Origin of the sequence: Micromonospora lutea, from assembly GCF_016863535.1 — a bacterium.
Taxonomy (GTDB): Bacteria; Actinomycetota; Actinomycetes; order Mycobacteriales; family Micromonosporaceae; genus Micromonospora; species Micromonospora lutea.
In genome coordinates this window covers 231,357-246,766 of the sequence record NZ_BOPB01000014.1, presented here as the reverse complement: position 1 = coordinate 246,766, position 15,410 = coordinate 231,357, and the positions used below count along the sequence as shown (strand labels likewise).

The following is a 15,410-nucleotide window of genomic DNA, read 5'->3' as shown; positions in this document are numbered from 1 at the left end:
TCATTCGGCGCTGTACCCCCGCGTGTTCCGCCGTGGACTCCCGCCAGCTGGCGGTGCAGACATGGTCACACCGCGCCACTCAATAGTCAATAAACCTTACAGTTGCCTTGGGAGCGCTGCACCGCGACAGTGCGGGTATGGACCCCCTACTGCGGGCCGACGCGACGAGCGCGGCCGACATCCCCGGCGTACGCCTGCTCGGCCTGGTCGTCGGCGGCCTGTTGCTGCTCCTCGCCATCCGTGCCATGTTCCGCCGCTGAGCCGGTCCGGCCGGGTTTCGGCGCGGAGCCTCCCGGGTACCTGCGGCCTTCGATGAAGCTGACCACGCACTCGATGTCGTTGCGCCGAGCCGCGCGCAGCCTGTTCGGTTGGACCGCCCTGCGGCCCAACCAGTTGGCCGCGATGCGAGCCGTGATGCGCCGCCGTGACGCCCTGGTGGTGCTGCCCACCGGCGCCGGCAAGTCCGCGATCTACCAGATCCCGGCCAGCCTGATCCCCGGCCCGACCGTGGTGATCTCACCGCTGCTGGCGCTCCAGCAGGACCAGATCGCCGCGCTCAACGAGCGGCAGCGGCCGGAGCTGCGAGCGGTCCGGATCAGCTCGGACGAGACGCCGGCCCAGCAGGCCGAGGCGATCGCCGAGATCCGCGAGGGGCGGGCCGAGTTCCTCTTCATCACCCCGGAGCAGTTGGCCAACCCCGACCGGCTGGCCGAGGTCCGAGCGCTCAAGCCGGCGCTGGCGGCAATCGACGAGGCACACTGCATCTCCGCCTGGGGCCACGACTTCCGGCCGGACTACCTGGCCCTCGGGCAGCTCATCGAGGGCATCGGCCGACCACCGGTGGTCGCGCTGACCGCCACCGCCTCCCCACCGGTACGCGACGACATCGTCAACCGGCTGCGGTTGCGCAAGCCCGAGATCGTGGTGTCCGGCCTGGACCGACCCAACCTCTTCTTCGAGGTGGCGCACTGCCCCACCGAGGACTACCGGTGGCGACGGCTGATCGCGCTGCTGCGCGAGGACGAGCGGCCCGGCATCATCTACGTGCCCACCCGCCGCGCCGCCGAGGAGTTGGCCGCCCGGCTGACCGATTCGGGCTTTCCCGCGCAGTACTACCACGGCGGAATGCCGGCCAACGCCCGGACCCGGCTGCACGAGGCGTTCCTCGCCGATCAGGTACCGATCATGGTGGCGACCTCGGCCTTCGGCATGGGTATCGACAAGCCCAACATCGCCTGGGTGGTGCACATGGCCCTGCCCGACTCGCCGGACAGCTACTTCCAGGAGATCGGCCGCGCCGGCCGCGACGGGCAGCCGGCCCGGGTCCTGCTGCTGTGGCAGGCCGAAGATGTCGGGTTGCAACGCTACTTCAGCGGCGGTCTGCCCGACGCCACCGAGCTGCGCGATCTGGCCGCGCTGCTGCGCCACGGACCGACCACCCGCAAGGAGCTGCGGGAGGTGACCGGGCTCGGCCCTCGCAAGCTCGGGCAGTATCTCGCGCTGCTGGAGCAGGTCGGCGCGGCTCAGCAGGCGGCGGGGCAGCGGGTCAGCGCGCCCCGCTACGCCCCGAAGCCGGTGGACGCGGCGGCGGCCGCGGTGGCCGAGGCGGAACGGCAGCAGAGCCTGACCCGGTCACGTACCGACATGATGCGTGCCTTCGCCGAGACCAGTGCCTGCCGGGGGCAGACGTTGCTGGCCTACTTCGGCGAGCAGATGACCGAGATCTGCGGGCACTGCGACAACTGCCACGCGGGCACCAGCGTGCCCGACGACGGCTCGGTCGGCCCGTTCCCCGTACACAGCCAGGTGCGGCACGCCGAGTGGGGTTCCGGCCTGGTGCTCAGCTACGAGGAGGGCCGGATGACGGTCCTGTTCGACGAGGTCGGGTACAAGACGCTGTCGGTCAGCGTGGTGTCCGAACAGGGTCTGCTGACCCTGGACTAGCCTGAGCCGGCTGCCGGCGATCGGACCGGGCCGCCGCGCGTGGCGCGGTTGACGAGAACGTGAACGATGAGCGGGAGGGGCGGGTCGTGATCGAAGAGCCGGCGTACACCGGTTTCGGTTTCTCCGACGAGGAGTGGGGGCTGCTGGTCGGCCTGCCGCAGTCGGTGCTCACCGCGGCGAGCGCCGCCGAGTCCGACGGCACCAAGGCGACGATGGCCGAGGGGGCCGCCGGCCTGGAGACCATCGCCGGCGGACGGGAGTCGGCCAGTCCGCTGGTGGCCGCCGTGGCCGGTGAGATCGTCACTCGGGTCGGTGACCCGGAGGCCGGTGAGGAGCTGCCGGTCATCGAGCCCGCCGACCCGCGCGGCTACGCCGAGGACGTGCTGGGCCGGGCGAAGGAGGCGACGGCACTGCTGGCGGCCAAGGTGGACGAGGGTGAGGCGGGCGCGTACCGGCACTGGCTGGTGGAGATCGCCGATCAGGTGGTCGGGGCGGCCAGCACCGGCGGCGTGCTCGGCCTCGGCGGCACCGAGGTCAGCCCGTCCGAGCGCCGCTTCCGCGACCGTCTCTCCCAGATCCTCAACGACTGATCCGCCCTCCGCCCCACCTGACCCGTCGATCATGAGGTTGGCGGCAGTTTTCGAGACCGCCGTCAACCTCATGATCAAGGCGGGTGGGGTGAGGTCAGGCGACTCGGCGGCGGAAGAGCACGCCGGACAGCAGGACGGCGAGGGCGAGCAGGCCCACGCACCAGGCCACCGCCTGGGTGGGCGCGGTGCCGACCGGGGTGTCCAGCAGCAGCCCGCGCAGGGACTCGATGACCGGGGTGACCGGCTGATGCTCGGCAAAGCCACGCAGCCAGCTGGGCATGGTCTCGACCGGTACGAAGGCACTGCTCGGATAGGGCAGGAACATCACCAGGAAGGTGTAGCCGTTCGCCGCCTCCGGGGTCCGGGCCAACAGCCCGAACGCCGCTGACAGCCACGACACCGCCAGGAGGAACAGCAGCAGCACCCCGGCGGCGGCCAACCAGCGCAGCGGCGCGACGGCCGGCCGGAACCCGATGGCAACGGCCACCCCCAGCACCAGCACCGTGGAGACCGCGTTGCGGGCCACGCTCGCCACCACGTGCCCGGTGAGGATGGAGGTGGCGCCGACATCCATCGTGCGCAGCCGTTCGATCATGCCGTTGGTCAGGTCGGTGGTGACGCTGACCGCGGTGCCGGCCGCACCGAAGCCGGCGCAGAGCAGCAGCACGCCGGGCACCACGTAGGTCACGTACGCCGAGCCGGTCTCGATCGCCCCACCGAAGAGGTAGACGAAGAGCAGCATCAGGATCACCGGCAGCAGCAGCGAGGTGAGCAGCGCGTCGACGTTACGCCGGGACAGCCGCACGCATCGGCCGATCATCACTGCGGCGTGCGTCGGTCGGAGAGTCAGCTCAGACACCGGCCACCTCCCGCTCAGGGCTGGCCGGACGACCGGTGAGGGTGAAGAAGACATCGTCGAGGGTGGCCTCCCGGACGGTGAACCGGACCACCCCGTGCCGGTCCGGATCGACCTCGTCGAGCAGGGCGCGGACCTGTGGCGCGCTGCCCTCGGTGGCCACCGACAACGACAGCCGGGCCGGCTCGCGGTGGGTGACGCGGTCACCCAACCGTCGCGTCGCCTCGGCCAGTCCGGCGGCGTCGCGCCAGGTCAGCTCCAACCGCTGGGCACCGAAGCGACGCTTGAGGTCGGCGGCGGTCCCCTCGGCGACGAGCGCGCCGCCGTGCAGCACCATGATCTGGTCGGCCAGGCGGTCGGCCTCCTCCAGGTACTGCGTGGTGAGCAGCACCGTCACCCCGGCACCGGCCAACTCGCCGATCACCTCCCACAGCGCCTGCCGACTGCGCGGGTCCAGGCCGGTGGTGGGCTCGTCCAGAAAGATCACCGACGGGGCGCCGACCAGGCTGGCCGCCAGGTCGAGACGCCGCCGCATCCCACCGGAGTACGTGATCACCTGCCGGCGGGCGGCGTCGGCCAGGTCGAAGCGGTCCAGCAGCGCCGCGGCCCGGGCACGGGCCGCCGGTGCCCGTAGCCCGGTGAGCCGGGCCAGCATGGTCAGGTTCTCCACCCCGGTCTGCCCGTCGTCGAGCGCCGCGTGCTGACCGGCGAGGCTGATCGTCCGGCGCACCCGCCGCCGCTCACGCACCACGTCGTAACCGGCGACCCGGGCGGTACCCGAGTCGGGTCGGGTCAGTGTCGCCAGGATCCGCACCGTGGTGGTCTTGCCGGCCCCGTTCTGGCCCAGCAGGGCGTGCACCCCGCCCGTGGGCACTCGCAGGGTCAGCCCGTCGAGCACGACGACGTCTCCGAAGGACTTGCGTAGGTCGACCAGCTCGACCGCTGGCGGTCCGTGGACCATAGAACACTCTCCGTTATCTGTGTATGTCGTACGCCAATATGCGTAGACCATACGCAGAAGATATGCTGGCGGTCAAACGCCGATCTGGGAGGTGGAGTGGACGGACCCGACGTCGAGCTGCCCGAGAACGTCGCGCTCGCCTGGGGCCTGCGTGACCGCCCGAGCCGTGGTCCGAAACGCAGCCTCAGCCTGGACCAGGTCGTCGCCGCCGGGATCCAGATCGCCCAGGCCGAAGGGCTGGCGGCGGTGTCGATGAGCCGGGTGGCCACCGAGCTCGGCGTGGCGACGATGTCGCTGTACCGGTACGTGCCGACCAAACAGGACCTGCTCGACTTCATGGTGGACACCGCGTTCGGCCCACCACCGACCCCGCGCGGCGTCGACGAGGGCTGGCGACCGGCACTGGCTCGCTGGGGTGAGGGCCACGTCACCGCGATGCGCCGACAGCCCTGGACGCGACACGTGCCGATCAGCGGCCCACCCATCACTCCGAACCAGGTGCGGTGGCTGGAGTACGGGCTCACCGCGCTGCGCGGCACCGGCCTGCGGGGCACCGAGCGGGTCTCCGCGATCATGCTGGTCAGTGGGTACGCCCGCAGCTGGGCCACGCTCACCGCCGACATCGCCGAGGCCGCCGCCCGGACCGGACAGACGCCCGAGCAGGTGGGCCTGCGCTACTGGCGTCATCTCGCCGTGGTCACCGGCTCCGGCCCCTACCCGGCGATCCACGAACTGCTGGCCGAGGGCGAGGAGTACGACGACGAGGACGACATCGACCTCGAATGGCGGTTCGGGCTGGACCGGATCCTCGACGGCGTGGCCGTCATGATCGACGCCCGGACCGCCGGCCCCACCCGCGATGCCGACCCGTCGACACGCGACAGCCCGACCAACGGTGGTTGACGCCCCCGGTCAGGCCCGCGCCAGCAGGGTCAGCACCGCCCGCTCGGCCTGCTCCGGAGAGGTCCCCTCGGTCACCGGGGCGACCACGCCGTCATGGAACAGATCCACCACCCTCGGGTCCACGTACGATGCGCGAGCCACCGTCGGCGTGTTGCCGAGCAGTTCCGCCACCTGCCTCATCACCGCCGCCACCGCCCGGCGACGGGCGGTCACCGACCGGGCGGCAGCGAACCCGGCCAACTCCGTCGCCGCCCGTACCGTCGCATGCCAGGTGCGGAAGTCCTTCGCGGTCATCTCGCCGCCGCTGGCCTCGCGGAGGTAGTCGTTGACCTCGTCGGCCCGTACGTCCCGCCACTGCTGCCCGTCCCAGTAGCCGAACAACCGGTCCGCCGCCCGCCGACGCCGACTCAGGTCGGTCAGTACCCGGCACAACTGCGGATCGGAGATCAGCCGTACCTGCTCGATGCCACCCTTGGCCGGGAACTCGAACAGCACGCAGCCCCGGCGCAGCCGGGCATGCTCAGGCCGCAGGGTCGCCACCCCGAACGTCGGATCCTCGCCCGCCGCGTACTGGTCGCTGCCGACCCGGAAGGTGCCCATGTCGAGCAGTCGGGTCACCGTCGCCAGTACCCGCTCGCGGCGCAGCCCCCGCACCGTCAGGTCATGGTCGACCCGCTCACGCAGCAACGGCAGCCGGCCCGCCACCTCCAGCACATGGTCGAACTTCGCCTCGTCCTGCCGCTGCCGCCACAACGGGTGGTAGAGGTACTGCTTGCGACCGGCCGCGTCCACGCCGATGGCCTGGATGTGTCCGTTGGGGTACGACGAGATCCACACGTCCTGCCAGGCCGGCGGGATGACCAGTGCCCGCAGCCGGGCCAGCTCGTCGGGGTCGCGCACCGGCTCGCCGCGCGGGTCCAGGAACGACCAGCCCCTGCCGCGCCGACGTCGCCGGTACCCCGGCCGACCCGGATCGCTACGCCGCAACCGCACGGTCCACCCGCACCGCCCGCTCCACCTCGTCGACGGCGGCCAGCACCTCGTCCACACCGAGGGCGACCATTGTGGGATGGTCACCTACCCCGTTCCACTCCGGCCATGCGCGCGTACCGGCCCAGAGCGCCCGGTGCCGTCGGCGCTCCGGCGGGGGGCCCCACCGAGTGGGTGGAACCGGACCGAACAACACCACCGACGGGGTGCGGTAGCCGGTGGCCAGATGCGCCACTCCGGTGTCCCCACTGATCACCAGGCGAGCCCCGGCGATCAGCGCGGCGAGCTGGGCCAGGTTCGTCCGGCCAGCCAGCACCGAAGCGGCGGGCAGTCCGGCCTGGTACGCGATGCGGGCGGTCACGGCCCGCTCCGCCGCGCTGCCGGTCAGCACCACCCGGTGTCCCCGCCCGGTCAGCTCCCGGGCCAGTGCCGTGTACCGGCCGGCCGGCCAGCGCTTGGCCGGCTCCTTCGAGCCGGGGTGCAGCACCGTGACACCACGGACCGCCACCTCCGGGCCCGGTCGGCGGAGCTCCAGGTCGGTCGGATCGGCCGGAATGCCGTACCCACGCAGCAGCCGGCACCAGCGCGACACCTCGTGCTCGTCGTCGTCCCACTCCGGCCCGTCGGCGTGCGGCACCTCGGCGTTGGCGAAGGCGAGCAACCGGCCGGGGCGGACGGCGGCCAACAGCCGGTGCGACTGCGGACCCTGACCGTGCAGGTTGACCGCCACCTCCACCCGCCCGACGGGCCGGTCCAGCCGCTCCAGGCCGTCGGTGGGCAGCAGCCGGTCCACCCCACCGACCAGCTCGACCAACGGCCCGAGCCAGGCCGGCGCGGCGAGCACCAGTTGCTCGTCCGGATGGGCCGCGCGCAGCGCCCGCAACGCCGGGACCACGGTGGCGAGGTCACCGACGCCGAGGGCACGCAGCGCCAGGATCACGGGTACGACGTCTCCTGATCGGCGCAGACCACCATCTCGCGGATCGCGCAACCGGCCGGCTGGGACAGGGCGAACATCACGGCGGCGGCGGTGTCGGCCGGCTCGTTGAGGATCGCGTCCGCTCCGGGCCGGTACTGCGGGTCACGCTCGTCGAAGAACGCCGTCCGCATCCCACCCGGGATGAGCAGCGTGACACCCACCGTGCCGGCCATCTCGGCGGCGAGCGCCCGGGTGAACCCCACCACCCCGAACTTCGCCGCGCAGTACGCCGTCGCGTCGCTGACCGCCTTGACGCCGAGGGTGGAGGCCACCGTCACGACGGCGCCCCGGGAGGCAACCAGGAACGGCAGTGCGGCCCGGACCACCGCGGCGGTGGCCAGCAGGTCGACGGCGATGATCCGTTCCCAGGTCTCGCCGGGCACGTCGGCGAGCCGGCCCGGCACGTCGATGCCGGCGGCGGTGACCACGCCGTCCAACCCGCCCACCCGCTCGGCCAGCTCGCGGGTGGCCGCCTCGGCGCTGCGGGTGTCGGCCAGGTCGCACTCCACCCAGGGCACCCCGTCGGCCGGCGCCTGCCGGTCCAGCACCAGGGGTCGCCCACCGGCGGCGGCCACCGCCGTCACCACCGCCGCGCCCAGTCCGCTGGAACCGCCGGTGACCAGCACGGTCCGGCCGGCACCCGGCGCACTCACCGGCTCACTCCGCACGCTCACCGCCGCACCTCCAGCACGTTGCGGTTGGCCGTCGCGGCGATCATCTCGGTGGTGGAGCGCCCGTCCAGATAGGGCACCACCACCGTGTGACCGCCCCACCGACGCAGGATCTCCGCCTCCGGGAGGCCGTCACCGGCACCACCGCCGGTGGCATAGTCGCCACCCTTGACCCAGATGTCCGGGCGTAGCCAGGACAGCGCCGCCGCCGGCGTCGGCTCGTCGAAGATCATCACCGCGTCGACACAGCTCAGCGCGGCCAGTAGGCGACTCCGGTCGTCCTGGCGCATCACCGGCCGGTCCGGCCCCTTGAGCCCGGCGACGCTGACATCGGAGTTGAGGCACACGACCAGGCAGTCACCGAGCTGCCGGGCGGCCTGCAGCGTCGCCACGTGGCCGGCGTGCAACAGGTCGAAACAACCACCGGTCGCGACGACCGTCCCACCGGCGGCGCGGACCCGGGCGACCACGGCAGCGGACGCGGCCACCCCCACCCGGTCGCCGGCGACCGCGGCGTGCACCGCCTGCGGGGCACGCCGCACCGGCGTCGGCAGGGCCGTCGCCACACCACCGTCCGCCACGTACGCCGAAGCCTCCGCCACCGCCTCCTGCACCGCCTCGGAGACCAGCGCGCCACGGGCCAGGGCGAGGCCGGCGGCGACGGCGAACCGGTCGCCCGCGCCACAGGTGTCTCCCTCGGCGGCCACCGGGGCGGGCACCATCAGCGGTGTCGACGCGGCGTGGCTGAGCAGCGCGCCGTCGGCACCGAGCGTCACCGCGACCGCCCCCGCCCGCCACCGCTGCCGCAGCCGCTGCGCCCCCTCGGCGGCAGTGGCCAGCCGGGTGGCACCGACCGGCGCCTCCATCAGCTCCCGCACCTCCGCCTCGTTCGGGGTGACCAGGTTCGCCCCCGGTACCGCGGCCGGCCCACGGGGGTGGGGGTCCCACACCAGCGGGGCGCGGATCGAGGTCAGCGCCGCCCGCAGCGCCGGCTGCCGCGCCACCGCGCGGCCATAATCGCTGACCAGCACCACCGACGCCCGGTCCAGGACCCGCAGCACCGCATCGCTCGGCTCCCCCGACTCCCCCATCCCGCCACCCCGGTCGTGACGCAGCAGCACCCGCCCCCCGGACCGCAGCCGGATCTTCTCCGGGGTCGCACCGGCCAGTCGCAACGGGTACACCTGCACCCCGGCGGCGGCGAGCAGCACACTCAGCCGAGCCCCACCGGCATCGTCGGCCAGCGCGGTCACCAGGACCACCTCGGCACCCTGTGCGGCGGCGAAGACGGCGGAGAGGCCCGCGCCTCCGGGCCGGTCCACGTGCGCGATCTCGTCGAGCACCGGCACCGGCGAATCCGGACAGAGCCGGTTGACCACCCCCTCGACGTCCCGGTCGAGCAGGGTGTCGCCGACCACCACCACGGGTCCCGTCACGCTTGCCTCCTCACGCCTGCACCGGCCGCACGGCACCACCGTCCAGCACCACCTCGACACCGGTCCGCACCGCGTCGGCCGCCGGGGCAGCCGGTGCGAGCTGCTCCGCCATCGCCTGCTCGACGTACTCGCAGAGCAGGTGGCTGGAGACCAGGTGCAGCTCCTGGACCACCTGGGTGTCCGGGGAGTCCACGGCGAGCACCTCGTGACACGCCTCGGCGAGCGGGTTCGGCGTCGGCCCGGTGAACGCCCAGCAACGCAGTCCCGCCTCCTGGCCGGCCCGCGCGGCGGCAAGCAGGTTGCCGCTGCCGCCACTGGTGGACAGCAGCAACAGCACGTCGTCGGGACGGCCGTGCGCGCGGACCTGCCGGGCGAAGACCTCCGCGTAGCCGTAGTCGTTGCCGATCGCGGTCAACGCCGACGTCTCGGCGTGCAGCGCGATGGCGGACAACGGCTGGCGGTCGTCGCGGAGCTTGCCGACCAGCTCGGCGGTCAGATGCTGCGCCTCGGCAGCGCTGCCACCGTTGCCGGCCACGAGCAGCCGACCGCCGTCGGTGAGTCGTCGGGCCAGCGTCGCGCCCCACCGGGCGAGCAGCGGCTCACAGCGTCGGAACGGCGGCAGCGCCGCGGTCAGGTGGGCCAGATGCGCGTCGAGCAGACTCATCAGGCCACCACCCGGGTCGGTCGGTGCACGGCGGCGACCTCGCCGTACACCTCGGCGAGGCGCTGGGCGGTGACCGCCCACGAGTAGTGCCGGCGGGCCCGGGCACGCGCCGCACCCGCGTACGCGAACCGACGGATCCGGTCGTCGAGCAGTGCCCGCAGCGCCTCTCCCAGCGCGCGCGGATCCCGCGCCGGCACCAGGTCCCCGGTCACGCCGTCGACCACCGTGTCACGTAGCCCGCCCACGGCGGTGGCCACCACGGGCACCCCGCACGCCATCGCCTCCAGCGGGGTCAACCCGAACGGCTCGTACCAGGGCGCCGCCACCAGGATGTCCGCCGAGCGGTACCAGCGGCCCATCTCCTCCCGGGGCACCGCGCCGACCAGTCGGACCCGGTCGGCGACGCCGCAGCTACCGGCGAGCGCCCGCAGCCGTCGGGCGTACGGATCGGTCTCCAGCAGACCGGCCGGCGGGCCACCGACCACCACGCACTCGGCCTCCGGTACGTGCGCCATCGCCCGGACCACCGTCTGGAAGCCCTTGCGTTCCACCAGCCGTCCCACGGTGAGGATCCGGGCGCGGCCGGGCTCCCGCTCGGTGGCCGGGCCCAGCGGAGCGAAGGTGGCGAGGTTGACACCGGACGGGATCACCGTCATCGCCGTGCGTGGGACGCCCATCCGGACCAGCTCACCGACCTCGTCGCGGCACTGCGCGATCACCCGGTCCACCGAACAGCCCAGGTGGCGCTCGTAGCCGATCCGCCGGGCCGGGCTGGTGTCCTGCACGCCCTGGTGGCGACGCTTCACCGTGCCGAGCGCGTGATACGTCTGCACCACCGGTACCCCGGTGCGCCGGCCGGCCTCCAGCGCGGCCAGCCCACTCATCCAGAAGTGCGCGTGGATCACCTCGGGGGCCCAGTCGCCGCCCCGCCACCGGTCGATCAGCCAGGCGCCGAACGGACGCATGTGGGGCAGCAGCGCGTCCTTCGCCAACGGCTCGGCCGGCCCCGCCGGGACGTGCACCACGTGGTAGCCGTCCGGACTGCGTACGGTCACCGGAAGGTCCACGGCGTCGCGGCGGGTGTAGACCCGCACGTCGTGCCCGGCGGCGACGAGCGCGGCGGAGAGTTCCGCGACGTGCGTGTTCTGGCCACCGGCGTCCTCGCCGCCCAGGATGGCGAGCGGGCTGGCGTGCTCCGAGATCATCGCTATCCGCATACTTCCTCCTCCAGCAGCCGGTCCCAGTCGGTGAGGAAACGGTCGAGGCCGTACCGTTCGCGGGCGGCGACGCGCGCCTCGGCACCCGCCCGGCGCGCCCGCTGCGGTTCCGCGACGAACCGGCTCGCGGCCTCCAGCAGCGCGTCCACCCGGGTGGAGAGGGCGCCGGCACCCGGCGGCACCGCCATCACCGCTTCGGTGGTGGCCAGCGCCACCACCGGCATGCCCATCGTCATCGCCTCGATCAGGCTCAACCCCAGCGACGTCCACCGGCAGAGGTGCAGGTACGCCCGGCGGCGCGCCAGCTCGGCGTGCATCCGGTGTTGCGGCACGTCGTCGTGGCTGGTCACCCGGTCGGCCGGCAGACCGAGGTGCTCCGCCAACCCGGCCACCTTCATGCCGAAGACGTCCAACGGGGCGATCTCGGCGAACCGGGGCAGCAGGTCGGTGCCGGTGACCCGCCAGCGACGTACCGGCTCGTTGATCACGACGGCCAACCGGTCGAGTTCTCCGGTCCAGGTCACCGCCGGTGTCACGATGCCGTGGTCGACGACGGTGGTACGGGTGGCGCCGGTGTCCCAGAACAGCTCGTTGAAGGCGGTCACGTGGGCGATGAGCAGATCGTCCCGGTCGGCCATCGGGTGGCGGCTGTCGGGGACCTGGCCGTCCTTCGGCGTGTTGTGCTCCACGTAGATCGCCGGCAGGTCCCGACCGGGCCGGCGACCGAGCCACTCCTGCGCCAGGTCGAGTTCCTCGGGGCGTTGCAGGATCACCAGGTCGACCTCGGCGTCACGCAACTGCTCCGGGCTCACCTCCGCGGCGCTCTCCGGCCAGGTGTACGTCCGGGCACGGCCCAGCCCGTACGGCCCCCGGTCGGGAGTGGCCGGAATCAGGTAGCGGTGCTTTCCGTGCACGAACGAGGTGGTCCAGGAACCGTGCACGTGCCAGAGCAGGATGTTCATCGGACGCCCCCACCGCCGACGGTGGCCACCTCGGGTGCCGACGATCTGGTCGGCCCGGTGGGCGACCGGTCCGGCGGCACACCCAGCAGTCGCAACGCGTCCAGGACGGCACCGGGCTCGACATTGCTGAGGCAGGGATGCCCGGGTACCGGACACCGCGCGGCCCGGGTGTCGCGGCAGGCGGCGGTGGCGTCGCCGAGGCGTACCGTCGGCACCCGCCACGGCCCCCACTGCCCGAACGGGACGGTGGGCGCGAAGAGGCTGACCACCGGCACGCCGTACGCGGCGGCCAGATGCGCCGGCCCGGTGTTGCCGACCACCACCGCACCGGCGGCGGCCACGATCCCGGCCAGCTCGGCCAGGCCGGTACGGCCGCCGAGGTCCCGGCAGTGCCGCCCGGCGACCCGCGCGGTGAGGTCCCGCTCGTGCGGACCACCGGTGACCACCACCTGGTGGCCGGCGGCGCTCAGCTCGTCGGCGATCCGTTCGGCCAGTTCGGGCGGGCAACCCCGGGCCGGGGCCGCCGAGCCGGGATGCAGCACCACGTAGCCCGGTTCGCCGGCCTCGGGCGGTGCCGGCGGTACCGGGCGCAGTCGCAGGTGCGGTTCGTCGCCATCGCCGAGCGCAAAGCCCGCGGCGGCGGCCAGCGAGAGCGCCCGCTCAGCCTCCGGCACCCCGACCGGCACCCGGTGTCGCACGTCCAGCAGGCTGCCGGGGTAGTCGTCGCTGATCGCCGCGATCCGGGCGACCCCGGCCATCCGCAGCAGCAGAGCCAACGGCAGCGGCGACTGGTGGAACGAGGTGAAGATGACCGCCTCGTCGGCGGCCACCGCCGCCAGCCGGGCGACCAGGGTGGCCATCTCCTGCGGATCCACCGGCGCGGGGGCCGGGTCGATCCAGGGCAGCCGGTGCTCGACCACCTCGTCGACCCCGGGCAGCAGGTCGGCGGCGGCCCGTCCCCGGGGCCCGCAGAGCAGCACCACCCGCTCGGCCCCGGCGGCGACCGCCCGGATACCCGGTCCGGTCACCAGCACGTCCCCCGCCGAGTCCGAGCGCACCACCAGCACCGTGCGACCGCGTCCCGCGTGGGCGCGCCGGGCATCCGTGGGACCGGCTCGGCTGCCGACCGACATCGGCTCCGCCGGGCTGAGGGCGGCCTGACGTCGAAGGATCTCCGCCACGGCCGAGGACAGGTCGGCGGCGACCCAGGGGGCGGCCGCCACCTCCTCGGCGCGGGTCACCGGCGTCGGGACCAGGATGCCGGCCGCACCGGCGGCCAGCGCCGCCGTGACGTCGCGGCCGATGTCACCGATCATGACGCAGCGGGTGGGTACGGTGCCCAGTTCCCGGGCGGCGGCGTGCACCAGGCCCGGTCTCGGTTTGCGACACGTACAGTCGTCCCCGTCGTCGTGGGGACACACCTGCCAGGAGTCGAACGGGCCGAGCAGCGCCTCGATCCGGCGGTGCACCTGGTGCAACTGCCGCTCGGTGAACAGCCCCCGGGCCAACCCGGACTGGTTGGTCACCACGGCGAGCTTCAGCCCGGCCGCCCGCAGCCGGTCCAGCGCCGCGCGGGCTCCCGGCACCGGTCGCACCTTGTCCGGATCCGAGTTGTACGGCACGTCCTCGACCAGGGTGCCGTCGCGGTCCAGCAGCACCGCGTCGAACAGGACGGGACGGGACACGGCCCGGTCGGCATCGGCCAGCACCCTCGCTGACCTGCGCTGACCCGGCTCCCCCTGATCCTGTCGCACGGGCGGCGGGTTCCCTGCGCCCCGGTGAGTAAACGTCACCGGCGACCCGGTCGACGACACCGCGCACCGGGCGGCATCTCGCACGGCCGCCCGCGGTGGCCTTACCCGCGGTCGCCGAGAAGCTAACCCGGCCGCACCGTTAGCAGCCGCCGTGGGCCGGGTACCGAAGGGCGGTGGCGGTTGTGGAGCGAGTGATCGAGGCGCCGGCCCGGCAGGTGTGGGCGGTGCTGGCGGACGGATGGACCTACAGCGACTGGGTGGTGGGCACCGCCCACATGCGCGACGTGGACGCGGACTGGCCCCGGGTCGGCACCCGGCTCTACCACCGGGCCGGCCCCTGGCCGTTCTCCCTGGAGGACTGCTCGACGGTGCTGGCCTGCGAACCGGAGCGCAAGCTGGTGCTCCGCGTCCAACTCTGGCCGGCCGGGGAGGCGGTGGTGGTCTTCACCCTGGAGCCGGTCGGCACGGACGCCACCCGGGTGACGCTGGCCGAGGACTTCGCCGCCGGACCGCTGCGCTGGATTCGCACCAAAGTCAACGACCTGGTGCTGCACCAACGCAACAAGGAGACCCTGAACCGGCTCTCCGACATCGCCCGCCGGCAGAAGACACCGGACTGACCGGGGCGCCAGCGGCCGGAGGCCATTTCCCCCCGGAAGGGACAAGTAGCTACGCTCTCGGTAGCCCTGTCCGCAGACCGAGGATGTCCCCCATGATCGAACCCGTCCAGTTACCCTCGCCGTGGCGGGACGTTCGCCTGACCGTCGTGGTCCCGACCTACAACGAGGCTGGCAACCTGCCGCTGCTGGTCGAGCGTCTCGTCGCGCTGCCACTTCCCGGCCTGAGGATCCTGGTCGCCGACGACAACTCCCCCGACGGCACCGGCGAAGTCGCCGACAAGCTCGCCATAGAGCATCCGGAGCGGGTGGAGGTCGTGCACCGGCCAGGCAAGGAGGGACTCGGCCGGGCGTACGTGGACGGGATCGGCCGGGCCCTCGACGGCGGTGCCGAGTACGTGGCCCAGATGGACGCCGATCTGTCCCACCCGCCGGAGGCGCTGCCGGGAATGCTCGGCGCTCTGCTGTCCACTCAGGCCGGCGTGGTCATCGGGTCACGCTACGTGCCGGGCGGCGAACTGGACGAGAACTGGCCGCTGTACCGGCGCGCGCTCAGTGGCTGGGCGAACCTGTACGTGCACACGCTGCTGCGGGTACGGATCCGGGACCTCACCGCCGGCTTCAAGATCTGGCGCGCCGACGCGTTGCGCGACATCGGTCTGGAGCGGGTGCAGTCCAACGGTTACAGCTTCCAGGTCGAGATGCACTACCTGGCCACCAAGCTGGGGCACACCATCCTGGAGGTGCCGATCCGCTTCGAGGAGCGGCGCGACGGTGCGTCGAAGATGACCACCGCGACCAAGATCGAAAGCGCTCTGATGCCGTTCAAGCTTCGTACCCGGCACCGCAACATCGGGCCCTGACCC

At 73.1% G+C, this 15,410-nt stretch carries 16 protein-coding genes; 6 read left to right on the top strand and 10 right to left on the bottom strand.

What is annotated here, in order from left to right:
* Positions 1-137: 137 nt before the first annotated feature.
* The 3 genes from Vlu01_RS27800 to Vlu01_RS16190 all read left to right on the top strand — a co-directional run bounded on the left by Vlu01_RS27800 (position 138) and on the right by Vlu01_RS16190 (position 2,534).
* Positions 138-260 carry a hypothetical protein gene (locus Vlu01_RS27800; protein ID WP_275409351.1) on the top strand — a complete coding sequence of 41 codons (123 nt, stop codon included), beginning with the start codon at positions 138-140 and terminating at the stop codon, positions 258-260.
* Between the two features lie 52 nt (positions 261-312).
* Positions 313-1,944: a RecQ family ATP-dependent DNA helicase gene (locus tag Vlu01_RS16195; protein ID WP_203999919.1), complete on the top strand. Its 1,632-nt coding sequence runs from the start codon at positions 313-315 to the stop codon at positions 1,942-1,944.
* A gap of 86 nt (positions 1,945-2,030) precedes the next feature.
* Complete coding sequence (locus Vlu01_RS16190) at positions 2,031-2,534, top strand: hypothetical protein (RefSeq protein WP_204000089.1); 504 nt, start codon at positions 2,031-2,033, stop codon at positions 2,532-2,534.
* A 94-nt stretch (positions 2,535-2,628) separates the two neighbouring features.
* Here Vlu01_RS16190 and Vlu01_RS16185 read toward each other — a convergent pair whose 3' ends face one another.
* Entirely contained in the window at positions 2,629-3,393 is a 765-nt protein-coding gene (locus Vlu01_RS16185; protein WP_239095929.1) for an ABC transporter permease, read from the bottom strand.
* Complete coding sequence (locus Vlu01_RS16180; protein ID WP_203999914.1) at positions 3,386-4,351, bottom strand: ATP-binding cassette domain-containing protein; 966 nt, start codon at positions 4,349-4,351, stop codon at positions 3,386-3,388. The genes Vlu01_RS16185 and Vlu01_RS16180 overlap by 8 nt, the downstream gene beginning before the upstream one ends.
* 96 nt (positions 4,352-4,447) lie before the next feature.
* Between Vlu01_RS16180 and Vlu01_RS16175 the strand changes: the two genes are divergently transcribed.
* Positions 4,448-5,254 carry a TetR/AcrR family transcriptional regulator gene (locus tag Vlu01_RS16175; RefSeq protein ID WP_203999911.1) on the top strand — a complete coding sequence of 269 codons (807 nt, stop codon included), beginning with the start codon at positions 4,448-4,450 and terminating at the stop codon, positions 5,252-5,254.
* A 9-nt stretch (positions 5,255-5,263) separates the two neighbouring features.
* On the opposite strand, the gene Vlu01_RS16170 is transcribed toward Vlu01_RS16175, so the two are convergent.
* The 8 genes from Vlu01_RS16170 to Vlu01_RS16135 are packed head-to-tail and all read right to left on the bottom strand — an operon-like array spanning position 5,264 to position 13,882.
* The gene (locus Vlu01_RS16170; RefSeq protein WP_203999908.1) at positions 5,264-6,247 is read right to left on the bottom strand and encodes a DNA topoisomerase IB; all 984 of its coding nucleotides are present in this window, start codon (positions 6,245-6,247) and stop codon (positions 5,264-5,266) included.
* The gene (locus tag Vlu01_RS16165; protein WP_203999905.1) at positions 6,231-7,184 is read right to left on the bottom strand and encodes a glycosyltransferase family 9 protein; all 954 of its coding nucleotides are present in this window, start codon (positions 7,182-7,184) and stop codon (positions 6,231-6,233) included. Before Vlu01_RS16165 ends, Vlu01_RS16170 begins: the two co-directional genes overlap by 17 nt.
* Positions 7,181-7,876 carry an SDR family oxidoreductase gene (locus tag Vlu01_RS16160; protein ID WP_204000088.1) on the bottom strand — a complete coding sequence of 232 codons (696 nt, stop codon included), beginning with the start codon at positions 7,874-7,876 and terminating at the stop codon, positions 7,181-7,183. The genes Vlu01_RS16165 and Vlu01_RS16160 overlap by 4 nt, the downstream gene beginning before the upstream one ends.
* 17 nt (positions 7,877-7,893) lie before the next feature.
* Positions 7,894-9,315, bottom strand: coding sequence for a PfkB family carbohydrate kinase (locus Vlu01_RS16155; protein WP_373307409.1), 1,422 nt, complete (start codon positions 9,313-9,315; stop codon positions 7,894-7,896).
* Between the two features lie 25 nt (positions 9,316-9,340).
* Positions 9,341-9,994: a D-sedoheptulose-7-phosphate isomerase gene (locus Vlu01_RS16150; protein WP_203999899.1), complete on the bottom strand. Its 654-nt coding sequence runs from the start codon at positions 9,992-9,994 to the stop codon at positions 9,341-9,343.
* On the bottom strand, positions 9,994-11,211 hold the full coding sequence (locus Vlu01_RS16145) for a glycosyltransferase (RefSeq protein WP_203999896.1): 1,218 nt from the start codon (positions 11,209-11,211) through the stop codon (positions 9,994-9,996). The genes Vlu01_RS16150 and Vlu01_RS16145 overlap by 1 nt, the downstream gene beginning before the upstream one ends.
* Entirely contained in the window at positions 11,202-12,173 is a 972-nt protein-coding gene (locus Vlu01_RS16140; protein WP_203999893.1) for a glycosyltransferase, read from the bottom strand. The genes Vlu01_RS16145 and Vlu01_RS16140 overlap by 10 nt, the downstream gene beginning before the upstream one ends.
* On the bottom strand, positions 12,170-13,882 hold the full coding sequence (locus tag Vlu01_RS16135; protein WP_239095928.1) for an HAD-IIIA family hydrolase: 1,713 nt from the start codon (positions 13,880-13,882) through the stop codon (positions 12,170-12,172). The genes Vlu01_RS16140 and Vlu01_RS16135 overlap by 4 nt, the downstream gene beginning before the upstream one ends.
* Before the next feature lie 218 nt (positions 13,883-14,100).
* On the opposite strand from Vlu01_RS16135, the gene Vlu01_RS16130 reads away from it, so the two are divergent.
* Together Vlu01_RS16130 and Vlu01_RS16125 are read left to right on the top strand one after the other, a co-directional pair.
* Complete coding sequence (locus Vlu01_RS16130; RefSeq protein ID WP_203999887.1) at positions 14,101-14,547, top strand: SRPBCC family protein; 447 nt, start codon at positions 14,101-14,103, stop codon at positions 14,545-14,547.
* A gap of 92 nt (positions 14,548-14,639) precedes the next feature.
* The gene (locus tag Vlu01_RS16125; RefSeq protein ID WP_203999884.1) at positions 14,640-15,407 is read left to right on the top strand and encodes a polyprenol monophosphomannose synthase; all 768 of its coding nucleotides are present in this window, start codon (positions 14,640-14,642) and stop codon (positions 15,405-15,407) included.
* The last annotated feature ends 3 nt before the right edge of the window (positions 15,408-15,410 follow it).

Excerpts from the sequence above, each read along its gene's own strand:
- Vlu01_RS16145 (WP_203999896.1), bottom strand. The coding sequence starts at position 11,211 with ATGCGGATAGCGATGATCTCGGAGCACGCCAGCCCGCTCGCCATCCTG.
- Vlu01_RS27800 (WP_275409351.1), top strand. The coding sequence starts at position 138 with ATGGACCCCCTACTGCGGGCCGACGCGACGAGCGCGGCCGACATCCCC.
- Vlu01_RS16150 (WP_203999899.1), bottom strand. The coding sequence starts at position 9,994 with ATGAGTCTGCTCGACGCGCATCTGGCCCACCTGACCGCGGCGCTGCCG.
- Vlu01_RS16195 (WP_203999919.1), top strand. The coding sequence starts at position 313 with ATGAAGCTGACCACGCACTCGATGTCGTTGCGCCGAGCCGCGCGCAGC.
- Vlu01_RS16140 (WP_203999893.1), bottom strand. The coding sequence starts at position 12,173 with ATGAACATCCTGCTCTGGCACGTGCACGGTTCCTGGACCACCTCGTTC.
- Vlu01_RS16125 (WP_203999884.1), top strand. The coding sequence starts at position 14,640 with ATGATCGAACCCGTCCAGTTACCCTCGCCGTGGCGGGACGTTCGCCTG.
- Vlu01_RS16180 (WP_203999914.1), bottom strand. The coding sequence starts at position 4,351 with ATGGTCCACGGACCGCCAGCGGTCGAGCTGGTCGACCTACGCAAGTCC.